The 20,487-nt window shown below is 33.9% G+C and carries 17 protein-coding genes; 9 read left to right on the top strand and 8 right to left on the bottom strand.

Going from position 1 to position 20,487, the window contains the following annotated elements; all coding sequences use genetic code 11:
- Window positions 1-38: 38 nt before the first annotated feature.
- Window positions 39-1,658 (bottom strand): L,D-transpeptidase family protein, encoded by a 1,620-nt coding sequence (locus ACIDC4_RS12055; protein ID WP_412045219.1) that lies wholly within the window; start codon window positions 1,656-1,658, stop codon window positions 39-41.
- A 421-nt stretch (window positions 1,659-2,079) separates the two neighbouring features.
- Between ACIDC4_RS12055 and ACIDC4_RS12050 the strand changes: the two genes are divergently transcribed.
- The 4 genes from ACIDC4_RS12050 (at window position 2,080) to ACIDC4_RS12035 (ending at window position 4,642) form a co-directional block, all read left to right on the top strand.
- Window positions 2,080-3,210, top strand: coding sequence for an Mrp/NBP35 family ATP-binding protein (locus tag ACIDC4_RS12050; RefSeq protein ID WP_412045218.1), 1,131 nt, complete (start codon window positions 2,080-2,082; stop codon window positions 3,208-3,210).
- 114 nt (window positions 3,211-3,324) lie between these two features.
- A complete protein-coding gene (locus tag ACIDC4_RS12045) occupies window positions 3,325-3,564 on the top strand; it encodes a NifU family protein (protein WP_055097397.1) in 240 nt (79 codons plus the stop codon).
- A 217-nt stretch (window positions 3,565-3,781) separates the two neighbouring features.
- Window positions 3,782-4,264 carry a hypothetical protein gene (locus ACIDC4_RS12040; protein WP_412045217.1) on the top strand — a complete coding sequence of 161 codons (483 nt, stop codon included), beginning with the start codon at window positions 3,782-3,784 and terminating at the stop codon, window positions 4,262-4,264.
- 60 nt (window positions 4,265-4,324) lie between these two features.
- Window positions 4,325-4,642, top strand: a complete 318-nt coding sequence (locus ACIDC4_RS12035; protein ID WP_026982672.1) for a 2Fe-2S iron-sulfur cluster-binding family protein — start codon at window positions 4,325-4,327, stop codon at window positions 4,640-4,642.
- A 535-nt stretch (window positions 4,643-5,177) separates the two neighbouring features.
- On the opposite strand, the gene ACIDC4_RS12030 is transcribed toward ACIDC4_RS12035, so the two are convergent.
- From ACIDC4_RS12030 to ACIDC4_RS12010, 5 genes are all read right to left on the bottom strand, one after another.
- Entirely contained in the window at window positions 5,178-5,714 is a 537-nt protein-coding gene (locus ACIDC4_RS12030; RefSeq protein WP_412045216.1) for an SMI1/KNR4 family protein, read from the bottom strand.
- Window positions 5,715-5,822: 108 nt separating this feature from the next.
- The gene (locus tag ACIDC4_RS12025) at window positions 5,823-6,224 is read right to left on the bottom strand and encodes an immunity 22 family protein (protein WP_412045215.1); all 402 of its coding nucleotides are present in this window, start codon (window positions 6,222-6,224) and stop codon (window positions 5,823-5,825) included.
- Window positions 6,225-6,360: 136 nt separating this feature from the next.
- Entirely contained in the window at window positions 6,361-7,350 is a 990-nt protein-coding gene (locus ACIDC4_RS12020; protein WP_065451523.1) for an aspartate-semialdehyde dehydrogenase, read from the bottom strand.
- A 173-nt stretch (window positions 7,351-7,523) separates the two neighbouring features.
- Window positions 7,524-7,907, bottom strand: a complete 384-nt coding sequence (gene mscL / locus ACIDC4_RS12015; RefSeq protein ID WP_230034610.1) for a large conductance mechanosensitive channel protein MscL — start codon at window positions 7,905-7,907, stop codon at window positions 7,524-7,526.
- Between the two features lie 67 nt (window positions 7,908-7,974).
- Window positions 7,975-10,446 carry a bifunctional UDP-N-acetylmuramoyl-tripeptide:D-alanyl-D-alanine ligase/alanine racemase gene (locus ACIDC4_RS12010; protein WP_412045214.1) on the bottom strand — a complete coding sequence of 824 codons (2,472 nt, stop codon included), beginning with the start codon at window positions 10,444-10,446 and terminating at the stop codon, window positions 7,975-7,977.
- Between the two features lie 396 nt (window positions 10,447-10,842).
- On the opposite strand from ACIDC4_RS12010, the gene ACIDC4_RS12005 reads away from it, so the two are divergent.
- A complete protein-coding gene (locus tag ACIDC4_RS12005) occupies window positions 10,843-11,448 on the top strand; it encodes a hypothetical protein (RefSeq protein WP_412045213.1) in 606 nt (201 codons plus the stop codon).
- On the opposite strand, the gene ACIDC4_RS12000 is transcribed toward ACIDC4_RS12005, so the two are convergent.
- Window positions 11,443-12,180 (bottom strand): porin family protein, encoded by a 738-nt coding sequence (locus ACIDC4_RS12000; protein WP_412045212.1) that lies wholly within the window; start codon window positions 12,178-12,180, stop codon window positions 11,443-11,445. The two genes, ACIDC4_RS12005 and ACIDC4_RS12000, sit on opposite strands and share 6 nt — an antisense overlap.
- 191 nt (window positions 12,181-12,371) lie before the next feature.
- Between ACIDC4_RS12000 and ACIDC4_RS11995 the strand changes: the two genes are divergently transcribed.
- The 4 genes from ACIDC4_RS11995 to ACIDC4_RS11980 all read left to right on the top strand — a co-directional run bounded on the left by ACIDC4_RS11995 (window position 12,372) and on the right by ACIDC4_RS11980 (window position 18,939).
- Window positions 12,372-12,725, top strand: a complete 354-nt coding sequence (locus ACIDC4_RS11995; RefSeq protein ID WP_412045211.1) for a hypothetical protein — start codon at window positions 12,372-12,374, stop codon at window positions 12,723-12,725.
- A gap of 162 nt (window positions 12,726-12,887) precedes the next feature.
- Window positions 12,888-15,095 (top strand): TonB-dependent receptor, encoded by a 2,208-nt coding sequence (locus tag ACIDC4_RS11990; protein WP_412045210.1) that lies wholly within the window; start codon window positions 12,888-12,890, stop codon window positions 15,093-15,095.
- 415 nt (window positions 15,096-15,510) lie between these two features.
- Window positions 15,511-17,619, top strand: a complete 2,109-nt coding sequence (locus ACIDC4_RS11985) for a prolyl oligopeptidase family serine peptidase (RefSeq protein ID WP_412045209.1) — start codon at window positions 15,511-15,513, stop codon at window positions 17,617-17,619.
- A gap of 324 nt (window positions 17,620-17,943) precedes the next feature.
- On the top strand, window positions 17,944-18,939 hold the full coding sequence (locus ACIDC4_RS11980) for a Gfo/Idh/MocA family protein (RefSeq protein WP_412045208.1): 996 nt from the start codon (window positions 17,944-17,946) through the stop codon (window positions 18,937-18,939).
- 458 nt (window positions 18,940-19,397) lie between these two features.
- On the opposite strand, the gene ACIDC4_RS11975 is transcribed toward ACIDC4_RS11980, so the two are convergent.
- On the bottom strand, window positions 19,398-20,327 hold the full coding sequence (locus ACIDC4_RS11975) for an outer membrane beta-barrel protein (protein WP_412045207.1): 930 nt from the start codon (window positions 20,325-20,327) through the stop codon (window positions 19,398-19,400).
- Between the last annotated feature and the right edge of the window lie 160 nt (window positions 20,328-20,487).

The raw sequence follows: 20,487 nt of genomic DNA, 5'->3' as shown, positions 1-20,487 counted from the left end.
AGCCGCCAAATCACTAAAATTTGGCGGCTTTCTTTTTTTTATTTTGACACCACAGCGTCTGAATATAATAGTTTATCCAATTGCGGATCTCTGTCGTATACATCCGGATAAAAACCAACATCTCCGCTCTCACTTACCCAGGCTGTAAAATAACCTATATAAATTGGGATTTTGTTTTTGAGCATACAAGTGGTTTCTTTTTCACCACTCATGGCCTGATCTATTTTATCTGCCGGCCAGTCAGGATTGTCTTTTAAAATAGCAAGTGCCAGACCTTTTGCTTCTTTTACATTGATGCATCCGTGGCTAAAAATACGTTTTTCGAACTCAAACAAACTTTTGGCCGGCGTATCATGCAAATAAATATCATTGGGATTTGGAAACATAAATTTAACCAGTCCCAAAGAGTTTTTAGGTCCTGGTTTTTGTCTTACATTCCCTCCGTTCCATTCCATATTATGATCGGCCAGATAGTTTTTATCTTCTGCCATTTTTAGTTTTAATTCGTTTTTAATGATACTCTGTGGCACATACCAATACGGACTAAAAACAATCCTGTCCATATTACCACTAAAAATGACAGTTTCGGTCATTCTGGTTCCAACAAAAACATCCGATACTAATTCGTATTTTCCATTTTTTACATACACCAGTTTAAACGACGGAATATTTACCATAACATATTCGCTTGCCTGCGCCAATTGTGCTGGTATCCATCGACAGCGTTCCATGTTGAGCATTATCGTTTTTATACTATTACCAATGGGTTCATTCATTTGGTCGATATGTTCTTTAGTTAAAGCATAATTTAGTTTTAGACCATATCTTGCTTTATACTTTAAAATACCCGCCATCATTTCTTCATCATAAACCTGGCTTTTAGAATCCTGTGCCAAATCTCCAATCACAAACAAGCGCTGCCTGATTTGTTTTACTGCAACCCCGCTATCAAAAGGTCTCAGGTCTTTATAATTAGCGGCATCGATATTAATTTTTGTCCATAGATTGTTTTTTTCTATGTTTCGATATTTTTTTAATGCTGCCTTTAATTTATAATATTGACCAAATAAAAGATTTTCATCTTTATTTAACCTGTCCGGATCGACCATTAACGAATCTAAAATCTTTACATACGAAATCGTTTTGGCAGGCAAAAACCAACCAATTTTCTTTAAAGTTGCAGGATCAACGCCCGAGTAAACATTACTGGCATAAAAGACATACATATTCGACAATAAAAGTTCTGTATCGATTTGTGGTAAATCAGCAGTAACATTTTCATTAAAAACATCATCTACCAAATCCATATAAGGCATAGTTGCCTTTATACCCTGATCGTTGAGCAGTTGAACTTTGTGATACAATAATGCACCAAATTCGCTAACGCTTTTATCATCGTACCAGATCAACTTATATTCTTTCTTTTTATAAAGATCCAGAACATCATTTTGGTATTTTTTTAATTTGGGATATTTTTTGTAAAACTGAGTAATTGATTCCGCATCAACAGTAGCTTTTGAAACATATTTTCCTGATCCAAAAACATTTTCAAGTTCCGTTTTTTTATTTTTTACAAGTGTCTCTTTAGCTGAAGATTCAAAAGAAGACATCAGAAAACTAACGGCAATAATTACAAATAAAGAAGTAAAGTTTCGCATATTTCTTAGATTTAAATTAGAAAGAAATTCTATTCAAAAAATACCGAAACCCCATAATTTATCCAAAAATGAGTTGTTCATATACTTTTCAAACATTGGAAATCATAAATTTGGGTACTCAAATATAGCTAAGATTATTGACATTTTAATCATCTTCATTTTAAAATTCATCATAAAATTCATCCGTTTTTCATCTAAAAATAATTTTTAATACAGCATTTTAGATCAAATTTTAGTTCTAATTATATTGTAAGAAAGCAAATACAAAGCGTCAGAATCATTTTGAGTAATCTGTATATCAATAAATACAATTTAAAAGGGTTTGAATCCGAACATAATCTGTTATCTTTGTAGTCTGAAATCAGTTTAAATAAACACAATGCCTAAATTGGTTTCTTTCAATAGAAAACAGTAGATTAAAATGAAATTAGATAGAAAAGAAATTCTTAAAGCTCTAGAGACAATCACTATAGCAGGAGAAGGAAAAAATATGGTTGAAAGTGGTGCTGTTGCCAACGTCATTACTTTTGGTGATGAAGTTGTGGTAGATTTACTTTTACACACACCAGCAATGCACATTAAAAAAAGAGCCGAAGACGATATCAAAAAAACAATTCTTGAATTGGTATCTCCTGACGCAAAAATCAAAGTAAACATTAAAGTTGAAGCGAAGGAAAATCCTAATGAAATAAAAGGAAAAGCTATTCCGGGAATCAAAAATATTATTGCCGTTGCTTCTGGTAAAGGTGGTGTAGGGAAATCGACTGTTACTGCAAATCTTGCTGTGACGCTTGCTAAAATGGGCTTTAATGTAGGTATTCTTGATGCCGATATTTACGGGCCATCGATGCCAATTATGTTTGATGTTGAAAACGAAAAACCAATTTCGATAAACGTTGACGGAAAATCAAAAATGAAACCTGTTGAAAGTTATGATATCAAAATACTTTCTATTGGTTTCTTTACAGCGCCAAGTCAGGCCGTAATCTGGAGAGGTCCAATGGCTGCAAAAGCGTTAAACCAAATGATTTTTGATGCAGATTGGGGCGATTTAGATTTTATGCTAATCGACTTACCTCCAGGAACGGGAGACATTCACCTTTCGATCATGCAATCATTACCAATTACAGGTGCTGTTGTAGTAAGTACTCCTCAGGCTGTGGCTCTTGCCGATGCTAAAAAAGGAGTAGCTATGTTTATGCAGGACAACATCAATGTTCCTGTTTTGGGAATTATCGAAAATATGGCCTACTTTACACCAGAAGAATTGCCTGATAATAAATACTATATTTTTGGACAAGAAGGGGCAAAAAACCTGGCCGAAGATTTAGATGTTCCGTTTTTAGGTGAAGTGCCAATTGTACAATCTATTCGTGAAGCCGGAGATTTCGGTCGCCCTGCAGCAATGCAAACAGCATCAGTTATAGAAAGTGTTTTTGAAGAAATCACCAGAAACGTTGTACAGGAAGTAGTAAACAGAAATGATACTTTACCTGCAACAGAAGCCATTAAAATTACAACTATGGCAGGTTGTTCAGCAGTTAAAAAATAATTAGATAATTGAAATAAACTAATGAGATAATTTGAAAATTAGATAATTAGACAATTTTACTTCAAGGGAAGTTTTCTAATTATCTACTGGACTAATTATCTAATGGATAAAATTATGACAACAGAAGAATTAACAAACAACGTATTATTAGCTCTTGACGAAATCAGACCTTTTTTAAATTCTGACGGAGGAGACATTACGCTAATTTCTATAGACGATGACAAACATGTCAAAGTGCGTCTTGAAGGAGCATGTATTAGCTGTAGTGTAAACCAAATGACGCTAAAAGCAGGGGTTGAAACAACAATAAAAAAATATGCTCCACAAATAGAAACTGTGGTGAATATAATGTAGTAAAAAACAGTATTTTCTTCTGCTTTTTTGATTTAAAAAATTAACAAGAATAATACCTCTTTGAGTGTTTTACTTTGTAAATTAATAAAAAAACATAGTCTACAGAGTCATTTATTGCGGATTCAGCAAAAAATAACGTAAAGATTTAAGAGTTTTTGTTAAGGAATTGTTACATATTTAACTTAAATTTGTCACATAACCCCAAAATCTTAAATTTATGAAGAATTATTACGCTTTATTTTTATTACTATTTTTTGTTACCGTGAATTATGCACAGCAAACTACGCAAACACTAATTGTTGACAAAGCCTGGCTAAATGAAGCCGAAGAATGGTCAGATTTTAAATACGCAGGTCAAATTGTTTTTTCAACAAATGCAAATGAACCAGAAGGGACTTTAAGAATTGGTAATTATGATTTCTTATACGATTTCTGCGACGGAAAAGCTAAATTTGCAAATAAAGCAACATATAGCGCAGCGCAATTCTCAAATCCAAGAAAGGTCTCTGTAACAACAGACAAACAAGGAGTAACAAATTCAACTTACGAAGGTACTCTGATCTTTCAATCAGATAAAGATTATTATTCTGTCATTGCTTTAGTTACTATACTAGAGAAAAACGGAAATACTTTGGGGTTAAAAATGCACCTTAAAGAAGGAAACAAAAAAGAATACGCATTTAGTTTAAAAAATAGTTAACGTAATTAGGGATTTTTTCACGTTATAAAATCCTAACCAGTAAAATTCCAAATAATTAAAATGGATGTATTAATAAAGATTAAAGATCGAGAAGGAGTTATACACGAGTTACAAGCTCCAACTGATATGGCAATGAATATAATGGAGTTGTGCAAAGCATACGAACTACCTGTTGAAGGAACCTGTGGCGGAATGGCCATGTGTGCTTCTTGCCAGTGTTATGTTCTTAATGATGTTGCATTACCTGAAATGGGAGATGAAGAAGAAGCCATGCTGTCGGAAGCATTTTACGTTAAATCAAATAGCCGTTTGGGTTGTCAGATTCCAATTACTACCGAATTAGAAGGATTAGAATTAGAATTAGCCCCTGAATACTAAACAATAAATTACAATTTTTTAAAAATTCCAAATTCCAACTAGCAACTGCTCTTTGGGATTTGGAATTTTTTATTTAGAATCTTACGTAAGTTCATTTGGATCAAAAGGCAGTCAATCCTAAAACCTCTGAAGCAAAAAAAATACCGCAAAGATCGCTAAGTTTTTATACTCTTAGCTTTTTATAAAAAGGCAAAGTTCGCAAAGCTGTATATTGATTTAGCTTTGCGAACTCTGTGTTTTATAAGACATTCTTAGATAAAATCTTTGTTTCTCTGCGGTAAAAAAATAGTCAGCATTTGTAAGCTGCTCCTCAACATTTAGCGTTGATACGTCAATCCTAAAACCTCTGAAACAAAAAAATTATCGCAAAGATCGCTAAGTTTTTATACTCTTAGCTTTTTATAAAAGACAAAGTTCGCAAAGCTGTATATTGATTTAGCTTTGCGAACTCTGTGTTTTATAAGACATTCTTAGATAAATCTTTGTTTCTCTGCGGTAAAAAAATAGTCAGCATTTGTAAGCTGCTCCTCAACATTTAGCGTTGATCCTCAAAAGGCTCAAATTCTCTTTCAGAAAATGCTTCGGTCAATATTCCTGATGAACATAGCCATGTTATCGTTTCTTCAAGCGTTTTTCCTGCTTTATAGATTACTTCGCTATGTCTTGGCAAAATAAAATATTCGCTTTTGTAAAGGATAATTTCATCTCCATCGTAAGTATCTCCAATTCGAACTGAGTTCAACACTTCCTCTTTAGATAAAACATCCTTACCTTCATCCCAAAACCAATATTCGGTGATGCGGCTTTTCCATTCATCCATGGTTAGTATAATAGTTTCCGGAAGATAGATACGCACATAAGTTCCGCCCAGAATTCCGCTTCCGTAATTCAAAACATACTCTTTGTAATCTTCATCAAAAGCAATATTTAAAGTCTTTTCGCAAGCCAGAATATCTTCGTTTTCAGCAAGAAACAAGTCGGTTTTATTGGTCTTGTAATTTGGAATTATTTTATAATTGTCGAAGTTCATTTTATTTGTATTTATAATAGCTAAGATACGTTTTTGATCCATCTTTGTCTTTTATTTTAACACATAGAAATATAGATTTTGAAAATGTATAAAAGTTGTTTCACCTTAAATAAAGTACATAGTGCAATTATAATACTATGTTATATGTACTCAAATATCGTATTCAATTTCTCCTATATATAATAAATCAAATTTAGAATTTATTATAGAAACTGGATTTTCAATTTGATTTTTCGAAATAAATATAAGCGTATTAATATCCTCCAGATTTTGATTTTGATCGTGCAATCTGTTTTTCAATTCAGCAATCCATTGATCAGCATACGAATATTTTGAAAATTTTTCTTCGAAAGAAATAGCTTCATTTTCAAATCCGCTTTCGATAAAATCATGATCTAAAAAATTTTCGCCTTGGGATTTTGCAAACTCAGATATGTATTTCTCTTCGTAATCATCATCTTCATAGTAGGCTTCGTCTTCGCCCACAAAATCAAAATATTCCTCTTCTGATGTGAATTTACCTAACCAAAAATGGCTAATTTCTGTTCTCATAGTTTTTCTAATTTAGGATTAAAACAAAAGTATTGCTTCTTAATTACAATCTTTAAAACTTACCAAACAAAAAAACCGCAATTACATTACTGCAATTACGGCTTTTCCTTTATAACAATTTTCTTTAATCTCTCGCTTATACCAAACCTGCCTGAATTAAATACTCAGCGATTTGAATGGTGTTTGTTGCAGCACCTTTTCTTAAGTTATCAGCAACGATCCACATGTTTAATGTATTTGGCTGGCTTTCGTCACGACGAATTCTACCTACAAAAACATCATTTTTACCTTCAGCATACAATGGCATTGGGTATGTAAATGTATCTAAATTATCCTGTACCACTACTCCATCTGTATGGTGTAAAATTTCGCGAACTTCGTTTACATCAAAATCATTGGTAAACTCTACGTTTACAGCTTCGCTATGTCCGCCAACAACAGGTACACGAACTGCAGTAGCCGTAACTCTGATTGTGTTATCGCCAAGGATTTTTTGAGTTTCACGAACTAATTTCATTTCTTCTTTAGTATATCCGTTTTCCTCGAAACTATCGCAATGTGGAATCGCATTTCTATGAATTGGATATTTATAAGCCATTTCTCCCTGAACTCCTGCGTATTCATTTTCTAACTGTCTTACGGCCTTTACACCAGTTCCGGTGATTGACTGATAAGTAGAAACAATGATTCTTTTGATGTTGTATTTTCTATGCAATGGAGCCAAAGTCAAAACCATCTGAATAGTAGAACAGTTTGGATTTGCAATAATTTTATCTGCACTTGTTAAAGTATCTGCATTGATTTCAGGAACGATCAACTTTTTTGTCGGATCCATTCTCCATGCCGATGAATTATCGATAACTGTTGTTCCTGCTGCTGCAAATTTTGGTGCCCACTCTAACGAAGTATCTCCTCCGGCAGAAAAAAGAGCAATATCAGCTTTTAAATCAACTGCGGTTTGTAATCCTACAACTTTATATTTTTGACCTTTATATTCAATTTCTTTTCCTACTGACTTCTCAGAAGCCACAGGAATTAATTCTGTAACAGGAAAATTTCTTTCTGCTAAAACTTTAAGCATTATCTCGCCAACCATACCAGTGGCACCTACAACGGCTATTCTCATTTTTATATCTTTAGTATGAATTAATCTAATTTACTCTGCAAAAGTATACATAATAAAAATCAAAACAAGGTGCTTCACAAAAAATAACAAAATGTTATAAATCAAACAAAAGCAAAAAAAACCGCTTCAATCAAGAAGCGGTTAAGTTAGACTTAGTGTAGCGGTATAGTATATTATTGTTTATTTTTTAATAAATCTCTAATCTGAATAAGCAATTCTTCCTGAGTTGGTCCTGCTGGTGCAGCCGGAGCTGGAACTTCTTTCTTTTTTGCATGGTTTATTCCTTTAATAATTAAGAATAAAACAAAAGCAACAATTAGAAAGTTAATTACTGCCGAAAGAAACAAACCGTATTTCACACCTCCAAAAGCCGTTAGCTCTTCTATAGTAGATAAATGCGCTGCATCTAATGCCGGTTTTAGTATTAATGGCGTAATTACATTTTCAATTAATGAGCTCACAATTTTGCCAAAAGCAGCTCCAATTATAACACCGACAGCCAAATCGACTACGTTGCCTTTCATTGCAAATTCCTTAAATTCTGAAAACATCCCCATAATTGTTCTTTTAGTTTATAAATTAATTCATATCGAAAATACGGAATTTTCGGCAAAGTTTCAAAATCTATCTAAAAAATACTCTTTTTACGCGTTGCGATATGCTTGTCATAATTTCATACGGAATGGTTTTTAGCGCTGCAGCCATCTCGATAACTGTTGGGCTTTCGCCGAAAATAACAACCGAATCGCCTTCTTTACAATCAATATGGCTTACATCTACCATGAGCATATCCATACAAACACTTCCTACAATTGATGCTTTTTGATTTTTAATAACGACATAACCCACCTGATTTCCCCATAAACGAGAAATTCCATCAGCATAACCTATTGGTATTGTCGCAATTTTAGTTTCTTTTTCGGCCATAAAGCGACGTCCGTAACCTACGCTGTCTCCTCCAGGAATGGTACGAACCTGAGAAATAATCGATTTTAGTGTACCTACGTTTTCCAGATATTTTTGTTCTGCCGGATCGTTTGAAACTCCGTACAAACCAATTCCCAAACGTACCATATTGTATTTCGCGCCCGGGAAATTGCTAATTCCGGATGTATTTAGAATATGCCGAATAGGATTTATATTTAATTCTGAAATTAATTTCGACGACAGTTTTTCGAATAAATTAATTTGAGAAATCACAAAATCATAATGCTGCAATTCATCGCTTGTAGCTAAATGCGACAAAACACTTTTTACTTTTACGGTCGAATTGCCTTTTAAAGTCTGAATCAATTCGTCGAGCGTATTTTCTTCAAAACCCAAACGATGCATTCCTGTATCTAATTTGATATGAATCGGGAAGTCTTTTAAATTCTTTTCTCTGGCAATTTTCAGGAAAGCTTTCAAACCTTTTACACTATAAATTTCAGGCTCAAGATTGTACTGAATAATCGAAGGAAAACTGGTCGATTCAGGATTCAATACCATAATAGGCAGTTTTATACCGCCATTTTTAAGCGAGATTCCTTCATCGGCGAAAGCCACACCTAAGTAATCTACTTTATGATGTTCGAGTAATTTGGCAATTTCCAAGCCTCCGTTACCATAACCAAACGCTTTTACCATCACCATCAACTTTACGTTATTGGCTAATTTTGATTTGTAATAATTCAGGTTATAACCAATAGAGTTCAGATTGATTTCAAGAACTGTTTCGTGCGTTTTCTCTTCGAGCAGCGACACAATTTCTTCGAACTGAAACGATCTGGCACCTTTTATTAAAATAGTTTCATTTTCGAAATTCAGGTTTTCGATCTGCGCAATAAATTCGGCTGTATTTTGAAAAGTAACAACATTAGAAAATTTAGACTTAAAAGCCGAAATTGTAGTTCCAATTCCTATTACTCTATTAATTTTATTATCTGCAATTAATTGTCCTACTTTCGAATACAATTCTTCGTTAGAAAATCCGCTTTGAACAATATCAGACAGAATAATCGTTTTTGAAGCATTCTTTTTCTTTTGACTTTCTAAAAAATCCAAAGCGATGGTAAGCGATTCAAAATCTGAACTGTAACTATCATCAATTATGCTGCAATTATTGATTCCGTTTTTAACTTCCAAACGCATATGCACGGGATACAAACGCTCAAATCTATTTTGAATCGTCTCTGAATCGTATTTTAAATACAATAAAACTACTAAACACGAAATGGCATTTTCTATAGAAGCCGTATCACTAAAAGGAATTTCTAAACTAAAAACTTCCTCTTTATATTGGTATTTAATATGTGTTGAATCGCTTTTATTTTCTTTTTTCAGAATAAAAACATCTGCGGAAGTATCTGTAAAACTCCACGAAAAAAGAGTTCTTGGATGCATCATATATTCGGCCACAAACTGAGACAAACAAGAATCGACAATTTCGTTCTTTTGATAAATGATTACCGGACAGTCTTTGAATAAAATTAATTTTTCGTCAATCTTTTGCACTAAATTCAAAAACCCCTCGTCGTGTGCACTTCCTATATTCGTAAGTACGCCAATTGTAGGTTTAATGATTTTCTCAAGGTTTACCATTTCATTAACCGTAGAAATTCCGGCTTCGAAAATCCCTAAATTATGTTTTTCATTGATCGCCAATACAGACAGGGGAACTCCTACCTGAGAATTGTAACTTTTAGGGCTTCTGATGATATTAAAATCAGGGCTTAACAGGAAATTAAGCCATTCTTTTACGATTGTTTTACCATTACTTCCGGTTACACCGATAATAGGAAAATCGAAAAGATTACGATAATAACCCGCTAACTGTTGTAGCGCTTTCAAGCTGTTTTTAACAACTATAAAATTGGCTTTTCCGGCACAATTTTCTGGAATATACTGCACTACAAAGTTTTGAACACCTTGTGCAATCAACTCCTCAATATACAAATGAGCATCATTATTAACACCTGATAAGGCAATAAACAAAGTTTCAGATCCGTTTTGTAAAGAACGGCTATCGATCGAAATATGATTAATAAAAATATCAGTTTCTGAGCCAATCCATTCGGCATCAAGAACCGCGATAAGGCTTTTTAAGTTTATGCTCATTGAAAATTCTTTTTGTCAAATTTAAAAAAAGGTTTGCCATGAATTTCACAAATTTTCACTAATTATTGTGGTTGTTTTTTTTTGCCACAGATTAAAATGATTTCGCAGATTAATAAAAAGGTTTGCCACTAATTGCACAAATTTTCACTAATTATTGTGGTTGTTTTTTTTGCCACAGATTAAAATGATTTCGCAGATTAATAAAAGTTGCTAAGAATTACAATAAATAATTCGTGCTATTTCGTGAAATTCGTGGCAAAAAACGGGCATAGAAAAGAAATCTTTTCTAATTATTTTAATCTGTGGCAAAAAAAAAATAATTCGTGCTAATTCGTGCAATTCGTGGCAAAAAAACATTATTTGTTTATATTTGCTAACACCACTAAATACAACGTTTTGAAAAGAATCCTTCCTTTATTTTCGTATATATTACATCCGATTTTTATCTCGATGTATGCCACCTTATTTTACCTTTTTTGCAAAAATGACGCTTTTACCAATCAGGAAAAATATTATGTTTTATTCCAGATTCTGATCATCACGTTTTTAGTACCTATATTGTTTTTCTTATTGCTTCGATCAACTGGACATGTAAAATCAGTCATGGTTCATGAAACTTCACAGCGCAAGATTCCGCTTGTATTGCAGTGCTTTTTATATATTTTACTGGTAAAAAGAAGCATTGTTATTGCGCGTTACCCGGAGCTGCATTTCTTTTTTCTGGGCGCTTTGTTTAGTACAATTTTGGCTTTGGTTTTTTCTATGTTTAAAATAAAAGCAAGTTTGCACATGATGGCCATTAGCGGATTTACCATTTTTGCTATCGGATTAAATATGCATCTTCAAATGCAAAATCCGTATTGGGCTGCTTTTTTGATTTTAATGACGGGCGTTGTTGCCTCTTCCCGTTTAGAAATGGAAGCGCATTCGCCAAATGAATTGCTAATTGGAACATTTATAGGAATCGTTCCACAGCTGCTGTTTTTGTATTTGTGGTTATAAAATATAGAAAATCAAACCAATATTCATGGCTTTCATACTGATACTTTCGCCTGTAGAAACGGTTTTTACTGACTTATCAAACAAACTATTCAAACCATAGTAACAATATACGTTCCAGGTATTATAACCTGCCGAAAGATAAACTCCGTATTGAAACTCATTGACATCTTTATTGTTAGAGATTTTAAAAGTATCCTCTCCGTCTTTCAAAATCGATTTACTAGAGAAGACATAACTCATTTTTAGTCCGCTGTAAATTCTCCAAAACTTGTAACTTTCATAAGTTGAGCTTCTCCATCTAAACTCAATTGGCACATCAACTGAATACTGTTTGTATCTATTCGACACAAATTCGCCATAGCCATTTACACCATAAATTTGCGCTCCATCCTGAGATTTTGAAATGGTCAGGTTTTGATAAAAATTCTGATAACTCAAACCTAAACCTGCTGCAATTGCAATAGTTCTTGTTTTATTGATGGGCATATCACGCAAAAAACCCCCAGAAAGTCCTGCTGAAAATTTATCCTGTTTTAAACCGGACGGCGCCTGAACCAAAAGATTATAAGTAACCGAAAAATAAAACTGATCTTCACGATACAAAGAATCGATTTTTACGATAGGCTTTATCTCTGGCTTCTCGTCTTGCGCAAAAGAATTGAAAAACGATACTAAAAACAAACAACTAAAAAGTAATCGCATATCGTATTTTGGTTTTAAAGAGTTTTTCAAGTAAACGTTTTTTAGAGTAGATTTATTTTACTTACAAATATAATATAATGCTAGTTCAGGATGCAATTAGATCGCAATTATTCTCTTTTTGATGAAGAATAAAATCATTCGTTGCACTTTTTTCATCAAAACAGGAACAGAATTCAAAAAATAAATCGATTTTACTTTGATCTTTTATACCTTTGTCACGAATGAAAAGAAAGCAACTCATATTAAGTGTTTCTTTGGCTCTGACAGTATTGTTCTCAATATTGTTTCAGTCGATACACAGTTATGAGCATATTGTAAAGCAGCTTTCAGAAAAACAGTGTCATCATAACTATAATGACCCAAATGGCGAGATAACGCATCAGCATCACGATTACGATGTTTGTTTTGTTTGTCATTTTGTTTTTGGAAGTTATATTGTACCTGAACAATTTGCTTTGCAATTTCATACTTTCAGTTATGAAATCCCTTATTTTTTCTCTCTTTCAGAAAAAATATTTTCACTTTCAGAAAACCCGTATCAATTACGCGGTCCGCCCTCAGCTCTAGTTTCTTAGTTTCGAAATCATCGAAATAAAATCAAACTCTTTTTTAAATCTAATTCAAAAAAATTAGTCGATTTCCCCATTCTGAAATGTTCAGGATCGGCAAATTTTACTATTCTTTTTAGTTTTTTGTTTTAAAGGACAAATTCCAATTAACTATAGCATCATTTTCAAATGAAAAAAATAATATTAGCCCTTATTTTAGGGTTTTCGGGCATTCTTTCTGCTCAAAATTCGGTTTCAGGAACGGTAACCAATCTTGAAAACCAGCCATTGTCCAACGTTTCTGTATATGCGCCGGAATTGCATAAAGGAACTACGACGGATCAAAACGGAAAATACGAATTTAAGAATCTTCCAAACGGAAGTTTCAGACTTACTTTTACTTTTGTTGGATTCACCACTCAAAGTAAATCAATCTCTAAATTATTAAAAGAAAACACTATTGATATCACGCTTACCGAATCTGTTTTTGAAATGGATGAAGTAGTGGTTTCAACACCTTTCAACAAATTGCAATCGCAAAACGTAATGAAAGTGGAACATGAAAGCATTAAAACTTTACAGCAAAAAGGAACCTCAACTTTAATTGAAGGTTTGGCAACAATTCCGGGAGTTTCGCAAATTTCTACGGGAACTTCTATCGGGAAACCGGTAATTCGCGGATTGAGCGGAAACCGTGTTTTGGTTTATTCTCAAGGTGTTCGTATCGAAAATCAGCAATTTGGAGACGAACATGGTTTAGGTTTAAACGATGCCGGAATCGAAAGTGTCGAAGTAATCAAGGGACCAGCTTCTTTATTATATGGTTCTGATGCACTTGGTGGAGTTTTATATTTTAATCCTGAAAAATTTGCCGATGCGAATACTTTCAAGGCAAATTTTAGTCAAAAATATTTCACAAATACACAAGGAAGCAATTCTTCTATTGGATTAAAAACGTCTACTGATAATTGGAAATTTCTTGTTCGCGGAAGTTTCAACACGCATTCTGATTACAAAATTGCCGATGGCGATCGCGTAACCAACACTCGTTACAACGAAACCGATTTTAAAACGGGAATTGGCTACAGCAACTCTAGTTTCTCTAGTGTTTTGAGATACAATTACAACAAACTTGATCTCGGAATGCCTGAAGACGGAATTGCAGAACAATCGTCAAGTAAAAATACAGAATTTCCAAGACAAGGAATTTTCAATCATTTATTGAGTTTAAACAACGTTATCTTTTTTGAGAATTCGAAATTAGATGTTGATTTAGGCTATATCGCCAATGACCGAAGCGAATTTGAAGACAGCAACGAAGCTTCTCTTCACATGAAACTGAATACTTTTAATTATAATGCGAAGTATCATTTTCCTAAATTAGGTAAAATTGAAACGATTTTAGGAGTTCAGGGAATGCATCAAACAAATAAAAATTCAGGCGAAGAATACCTGATTCCGGATGCGACTACAAATGATTTTGGTGTTTTTGGAACTGCAAATTACGAATGGGACAATAGTGTTTTACAAGCCGGATTACGTTTTGACAACCGAAATATTACTTCAATAGCGCATGGAACTGAAGGTGAAGAAGGTTACTTTCTGCCTCTTGACCGATCTTTTGATAGCTTTAATGCTTCTTTGGGATATAAAACAAAACTGGCCGAACCTTTGACACTTCGATTGAATGTGGCAACTGGATTTAGAGCTCCAAATTTAGCTGAACTAACTTCAAACGGGGTTCACGAAGGAACAAACCGATACGAAATTGGAAATGCTGCTTTAAAAACAGAACAAAACGTTCAGACTGATTTGAATTTAGAATACAAAAACACGCATTTTGAATTCTTCATTAATGGATTTTACAATCATGTAAACAATTATATCTTCACTTCGCCAACGGGAGAAGTTCGCGATGACAATGATGTTTTTGCTTATGTTCAGGACAATGCCAAATTATATGGTGGTGAAGTTGGCTTGCATTTTCATCCTCATCCATTAGACTGGTTGCATTTTGAGACGAGTTTTGAAACCGTAACGGGTAAAAAAGCAAACAATGATTATTTGCCTTTAATTCCTGCTAACAACTGGAACAATACTTTAAGAACCGAATTTAAAATCAATAACTGGTTCGAAGAAGGTTATGCTTCATTAAACGTTTCATCAACTTTTGCCCAGAAAAATGTTAGCGGTTTTGAAACTGCTTCAGACGGATATACTTTAGTAAATCTTGGTTTTGGAGGTACAGTAAAATTAGGCAAACACGCATTTGATGTGAACCTGAACGGAAACAACTTATTCGATAAAAAATATATTGCTCACCTTTCAAGATTAAAAACAGACGGGATTCCTAATATTGGAAGAAACATTGTATTGGGAGTAAACTTCAACTTATAATCTCTTTAATTAAACCATGTAAGTAAGATATCTGTTTATTTTGTTTTTGGTTAAACTTGTATTTCTTACGTGGTTTATTTAATTAAGCTTTGCGTTATTTACAATTTTACCGCAAAGCACGCAAAGTTTTTATATATGCTTGATCTTTTAAAAATACAAAGTCCGCAAAGCTTTGTATTGATTCTCATTTTAACCTAAAAACAGCTTAATTTTTACCGCAAAGAACGCAAGGTTTCTTATACATGCTTGATCTTGTAAAAACGCAAAGTTCGCAAAGCTTTGTATTGATTCTGCCTTTGCGAACTTTGTGTTTTATAAACATACCGCGAGATAAAATCTTAGCGCACTTTGCGGTTAATTATCCTCTTGATCTAACAAAAAACGTTATTTTTGTGACAACTGTTAAACATAAACTATGAAAAAAACATTTCTTATAATGGCAATTACAACTGCAGGAATTTCATTTGGGCAGAATAAAATTCAATATCCCGAAAGCAAAAAAGGCGAAACAGTTGACGTCTATTTTGATACAAAAGTAAGCGATCCTTATCGTTGGCTTGAAGATGACAAATCAGCTGAAACAGGTGCCTGGGTAAAAGCTCAAAATGAGGTTACTTATGGCTATTTAGATAAAATTCCGTTTCGTGAAGAACTTAAAAAACGAATGGAAAAACTTTGGAATTATGAGAAAATCAGCGCTCCGTTTGTAGAAGGAAAATTTACTTATTATTCTAAAAACAACGGACTTCAGAATCAATCTGTTATTTATAGAAAAGGAAAAGATGGTAAAGAAGAAGTTTTCTTAGATCCGAATACTTTCTCTAAAGACGGAACTACTTCTCTTGGTGGTTTAAACTTTTCTAAAGATGGAAATAAAGCAGCTTACGCTATTTCAGAAGGTGGAAGTGACTGGAGAAAAGTAATCATTATTGATGCTTTATCTAAAAAAGCTATCGAAGATACTTTGGTAGATGTAAAATTTAGTGGTGTTGCATGGCACGGAAACGAAGGGTTTTATTACTCTAGCTATGACAAACCAAAAGGAAGTGAATTATCTGCAAAAACAGATCAGCATAAATTGTATTACCACAAACTTGGAACTTCTCAAAAAGAAGACAAAGTTATTTTTGGTGCCGATCAAAAAAGAAGATACATAGGTGGTTATGTTACCGAAGATGATAAATATCTGGTAATTTCTGCTGCTAATTCTACTTACGGAAACGAATTATACATCAAAGATTTAACGAAAGCAAATAGTCCGATTGTAACGATTGTAGATAATTTTAACAGCAGCAATCAGATTATCGAGAATGAAGGAACTAAATTGTTTATCGAAACTGACTTAAATGCGCCCAATACACGTGTTGTTACTGTTGATATAAGCAATCCAAAACCTGAAAACTGGAAAGATTTTATCAAAGAAACTCAAAACATCTTATCACCTTCAACTGGCGGTGGATTTTTCTTTGCTAATTACACAAAAGATGCTGTTTCATTTGTACAACAATATGATTACAGTGGTAAACTTATCCGCGAAATCAAACTTCCTGCTGTAGGAACTGCAGGTGGATTTGGAGGTAAAAAAGACGAAAAAACGTTGTATTACAGCTTTACGAATTACACAACTCCGGGAACAATTTATTCATTAGAGCCAAAATCTGGTAAATCTGAAGTATACCAAAAACCTGTAGTTGATTTTAAAAGTGATGATTACGAATCTAAACAAGTATTCTATACTTCAAAAGACGGAACAAAAATCCCGATGATTATTACTTATAAAAAAGGAACGAAATTAGACGGTAAAAACCCAACTATTCTTTACGGGTACGGTGGATTCAACATTAGTTTAACACCAAGTTTCAGTATTGCAAATGCCGTTTGGTTAGAAAACGGAGGAGTTTATGCTGTTGCCAACTTAAGAGGTGGTGGTGAATATGGTAAAAAATGGCACGATGCCGGAACTAAATTGCAAAAGCAAAATGTATTTGATGATTTTATTGCTGCAGGCGAATATTTAATCGCTCAAAAATATACCTCATCAGATTTCTTAGCGATTCGCGGAGGTTCTAACGGAGGTTTATTAGTGGGAGCAACAATGACTCAACGCCCTGACTTAATGAAAGTAGCGTTGCCGGCAGTTGGTGTAATGGATATGTTACGTTACCATACTTTTACTGCAGGTGCAGGTTGGGCTTACGATTACGGAACAGCTCAGGATAACAAAGAAATGTTCGAATACCTAAAAGGATATTCTCCTGTACAAAATGTAAAAAAAGGTGTTCAATATCCTGCGACTATGGTGACTACAGGAGATCATGATGACCGTGTAGTTCCTGCACATAGTTTTAAATTTGCTGCTGAATTACAGGAAAAACAAACAGGACCAAATCCGGTTTTAATTCGTATTGATGTAAAAGCGGGTCACGGAGCAGGAAAATCTGTTGCTGCGACGATTCAGGAAAATGTAGACATTCAAGCGTTTACGCTTTACAATATGGGATTTAAGGCTTTACCAAAAAAGTAAAAACTTAATCTATTTTTTTATAGCCACGAATTCACGAATTATTTTTGTGAGTTTGTGGCTTTGTTTTTTGTGAAGAATTTTACCGCAAAGCACGCAAAGTTTTTGTATCAGCTTGGCTTTGTAAAAACACAAAGTTCGCAAAGCTGGTTCAATACAAAGCTTTGCGAACTTTGTGTTTTTATAAAATCCTCTAAGCATAAAATCTTTGCGTGCTTTGCGGTAAAATTAAATCCTGCAAAATCAACATGAAAAAATAATTCGGGAAAATTAGTGCAATTCATGGCAAACCTTTTTTTAAATTTGAGAAACTAAAAAACCAGAAAAATGAAAATTGTAAAATGGGGAATTATAGGTTGTGGTAATGTAACCGAAGTAAAAAGTGGTCCGGCTTTTCAGAAAGCGCCTAACTCGGCATTAGTTGCAGTTATGCGAAGAGACGCTGCTCTTGCAGAAGATTACGCCAAACGCCATAATGTTCCCAAATGGTATTCGAATGCTGTGGATTTAATTAATGATCCTGAAGTCGATGCCGTTTATATTGCTACTCCTCCATCCTCTCATAAAGAATATACTATTTTGTGTGCCAAAGCCGGAAAACCGGTTTATGTAGAGAAACCAATGGCTTTGACATTCGAAGAATGCAACGAAATGATCAGCGTTTGTAAAGAACACAACGTTCCTTTATTTGTAGCGTATTACAGAAGAAGTTTACCTCGCTTTTTAAAGATAAAAGAACTAATTGATCAAAATAAAATAGGAACCGTTAGACACGTAAATTGCGTTTTATACCATCCGTTTGAAGAAAGATACGATGACGAAATCAATTTGCCGTGGACAGTTTTACCTCACATTTCCGGCGGTGGAATCTTTGTTGATTTGGCTTGTCACACTTTAGATTTTCTGGATTTTGTTTTGGGACCAATTCAGTCCGTTCGCGGTCATGCCAGTTCTCAGCTTAAAGCCTATCCGGCCGAAGATTCGGTTTCGATGTCGTTTTTATTCGAAAGCGGAATTCACGGAACTGGTTTATGGAACTTCGCTAGTTTTGAACGTTACGACAATACTGATATTGTTGGTGATAAAGGTAAAATCTCGTTCTCTACTTTTGGAAATGACCCGATACATATTCAATATACAAATGGCGAAAAAGAAAGTATTAGGATCGAAAATCCGCTTCATATTCAGCAGCCTTTTATAGAAACGGTTGTTGCAGAACTTTTGGGTAATGAAGGTATTAATCCATCAAGAGGAACATCGGCTGCGAGAACGACCTGGGTTATTGATGAAGTTTTGAAGGAGTTTAAGAGTTTGAATTCTTAATCAATTATTGAATAGCCTCCAGCTTTAGCTGGAGATTTAAACAATTGGTATAAAAGGGCTTTAGCCAAAAAGTTAAAATCTTTTGGCTAAAGCCTTTTATATTTTCATTTTTTTTCCCAGCTAAAGCTGGAGGCTATTCAACATAATCTTGCGATTTCTCCCTTCGATCGAAATGACATATTAAACGAAGATGTTATTATGAAAATGAGTGCCCTAGCCCCGATAGTCCCGAGGCTTCGGCACAAAAGACTGTAACGGATTGCTTCGCCAGTTCGCCAGTTCGCACTTTCAGGCTCGGGTGCGGGATTAGCTCCTGAAAAAAATCGGCAAAGACAGTCAATCTTTGTCGAGTTTCTTGTGTGTCCTTCGACTTCGCTCAGGATGACAAGATTGTGAATAAAAAAAGAGGATATTCTAAATGAATATCCTCTTTTTTATATAGTATAATTTTCTTAAAATTATAGGCTGTATTTAAGACCTAAAGTCAAACCTAAACCTGAAATACCAACGTAAGAACTTAACTCGTCCATTGGTTTATCTTTATTAACTCCATTTGGATTTGTTAAAGCATTGTTTGAATTTACATTTAAACCATCTTGGTAATTAGTATGAATTTGAGCTGTAGTTCTTGTTGCTAAAGCATCTTTTCCGTTTACTGTAAATTCAGTTGTTTCTTTTGTTTTTCCGTGTACAGTAAAGTTACGGTATTCTAATTCTGCAAAAGCAGAAATATGTTTTCCTAATTTATAAGATGTACCTAAAGCAGCCGTAAATCCTAATGTTGGATTTGGTTTTACTTTATCAACACTATGAACATCTCCAAAAGCTACCGGAGCTCCTGTAGTTGGATTAAAAGCGATTGGAGCATAAGCATCAGAAGTGATTTCTAAATCTCCATGAATAGGAACTAAAATTCCAACTTTAGTATAAGGTTCGAAACCATGAGCTTCTCCTAAAAACATTACAAGTGCAGGAGCTACATCAAAAGCACTAATTTGTCCTACTGATTTAAAGCTATAAACACCTGCTGGCGTAATTGGCAAATCTGATCTGGTTTCTGCCATTTTCTTATCATTACTAGTATAATAATTAACTCCTAATTCAACTCCTAAACGTGCTGAAAAACGGTAACCAGCAGTAATACCAGTTCTAAATCCTTGTCCAAATGAACCTGTAACACTTTCTTCAGAAACTAATTTTCCTCCTACATAAGTTCTATCCATTGCATCATGTCCGCCCACGGTTGGAAACTCAGTAGAAGCAGTTTGATTAAAATAAGATCCACCTAATTTAAAATACCAACTTTCTGGTTTATCTGCTTTTTCGGTTTGCGCCATTGTGGCCATAGAGCAAACTAATAATCCTAGTAAAAATAGGTTCTTTTTCATAATTCTGATTTTAATTAATTTATACAAACATAGATTATTTTAACATATTCTTATAGTTTGCATTGTTAGACTTGGTACGAAATCGTTGTAATTTTAAGCAATATTACTAAAAAAGTATTATGCATGCATATTTTTAACTTAAAAAAAATGCATTCCCTTA

It is taken from the genome of Flavobacterium sp. C3NV (genome assembly GCF_046825355.2).
In the GTDB taxonomy this organism is placed as follows: domain Bacteria; phylum Bacteroidota; class Bacteroidia; order Flavobacteriales; family Flavobacteriaceae; genus Flavobacterium.
The sequence above is the reverse complement of the archived record's forward strand: the minus strand, read 5'-3'. Positions and strand labels throughout refer to the sequence as shown.

Bases quoted from the DNA above. Each gene is read 5' to 3' on its own strand.
- ACIDC4_RS12055 (WP_412045219.1), bottom strand. From the start codon at position 1,658: ATGCGAAACTTTACTTCTTTATTTGTAATTATTGCCGTTAGTTTTCTG.
- ACIDC4_RS12050 (WP_412045218.1), top strand. From the start codon at position 2,080: ATGAAATTAGATAGAAAAGAAATTCTTAAAGCTCTAGAGACAATCACT.
- ACIDC4_RS12045 (WP_055097397.1), top strand. From the start codon at position 3,325: ATGACAACAGAAGAATTAACAAACAACGTATTATTAGCTCTTGACGAA.
- ACIDC4_RS12040 (WP_412045217.1), top strand. From the start codon at position 3,782: ATGAAGAATTATTACGCTTTATTTTTATTACTATTTTTTGTTACCGTG.
- ACIDC4_RS12035 (WP_026982672.1), top strand. From the start codon at position 4,325: ATGGATGTATTAATAAAGATTAAAGATCGAGAAGGAGTTATACACGAG.
- ACIDC4_RS12030 (WP_412045216.1), bottom strand. From the start codon at position 5,714: ATGGATCAAAAACGTATCTTAGCTATTATAAATACAAATAAAATGAAC.
- ACIDC4_RS12025 (WP_412045215.1), bottom strand. From the start codon at position 6,224: ATGAGAACAGAAATTAGCCATTTTTGGTTAGGTAAATTCACATCAGAA.
- ACIDC4_RS12020 (WP_065451523.1), bottom strand. From the start codon at position 7,350: ATGAGAATAGCCGTTGTAGGTGCCACTGGTATGGTTGGCGAGATAATG.
- mscL (WP_230034610.1), bottom strand. From the start codon at position 7,907: ATGGGGATGTTTTCAGAATTTAAGGAATTTGCAATGAAAGGCAACGTA.
- ACIDC4_RS12010 (WP_412045214.1), bottom strand. From the start codon at position 10,446: ATGAGCATAAACTTAAAAAGCCTTATCGCGGTTCTTGATGCCGAATGG.
- ACIDC4_RS11995 (WP_412045211.1), top strand. From the start codon at position 12,372: ATGAAAAGAAAGCAACTCATATTAAGTGTTTCTTTGGCTCTGACAGTA.
- ACIDC4_RS11990 (WP_412045210.1), top strand. From the start codon at position 12,888: ATGAAAAAAATAATATTAGCCCTTATTTTAGGGTTTTCGGGCATTCTT.
- ACIDC4_RS11985 (WP_412045209.1), top strand. From the start codon at position 15,511: ATGAAAAAAACATTTCTTATAATGGCAATTACAACTGCAGGAATTTCA.
- ACIDC4_RS11980 (WP_412045208.1), top strand. From the start codon at position 17,944: ATGAAAATTGTAAAATGGGGAATTATAGGTTGTGGTAATGTAACCGAA.
- ACIDC4_RS11975 (WP_412045207.1), bottom strand. From the start codon at position 20,327: ATGAAAAAGAACCTATTTTTACTAGGATTATTAGTTTGCTCTATGGCC.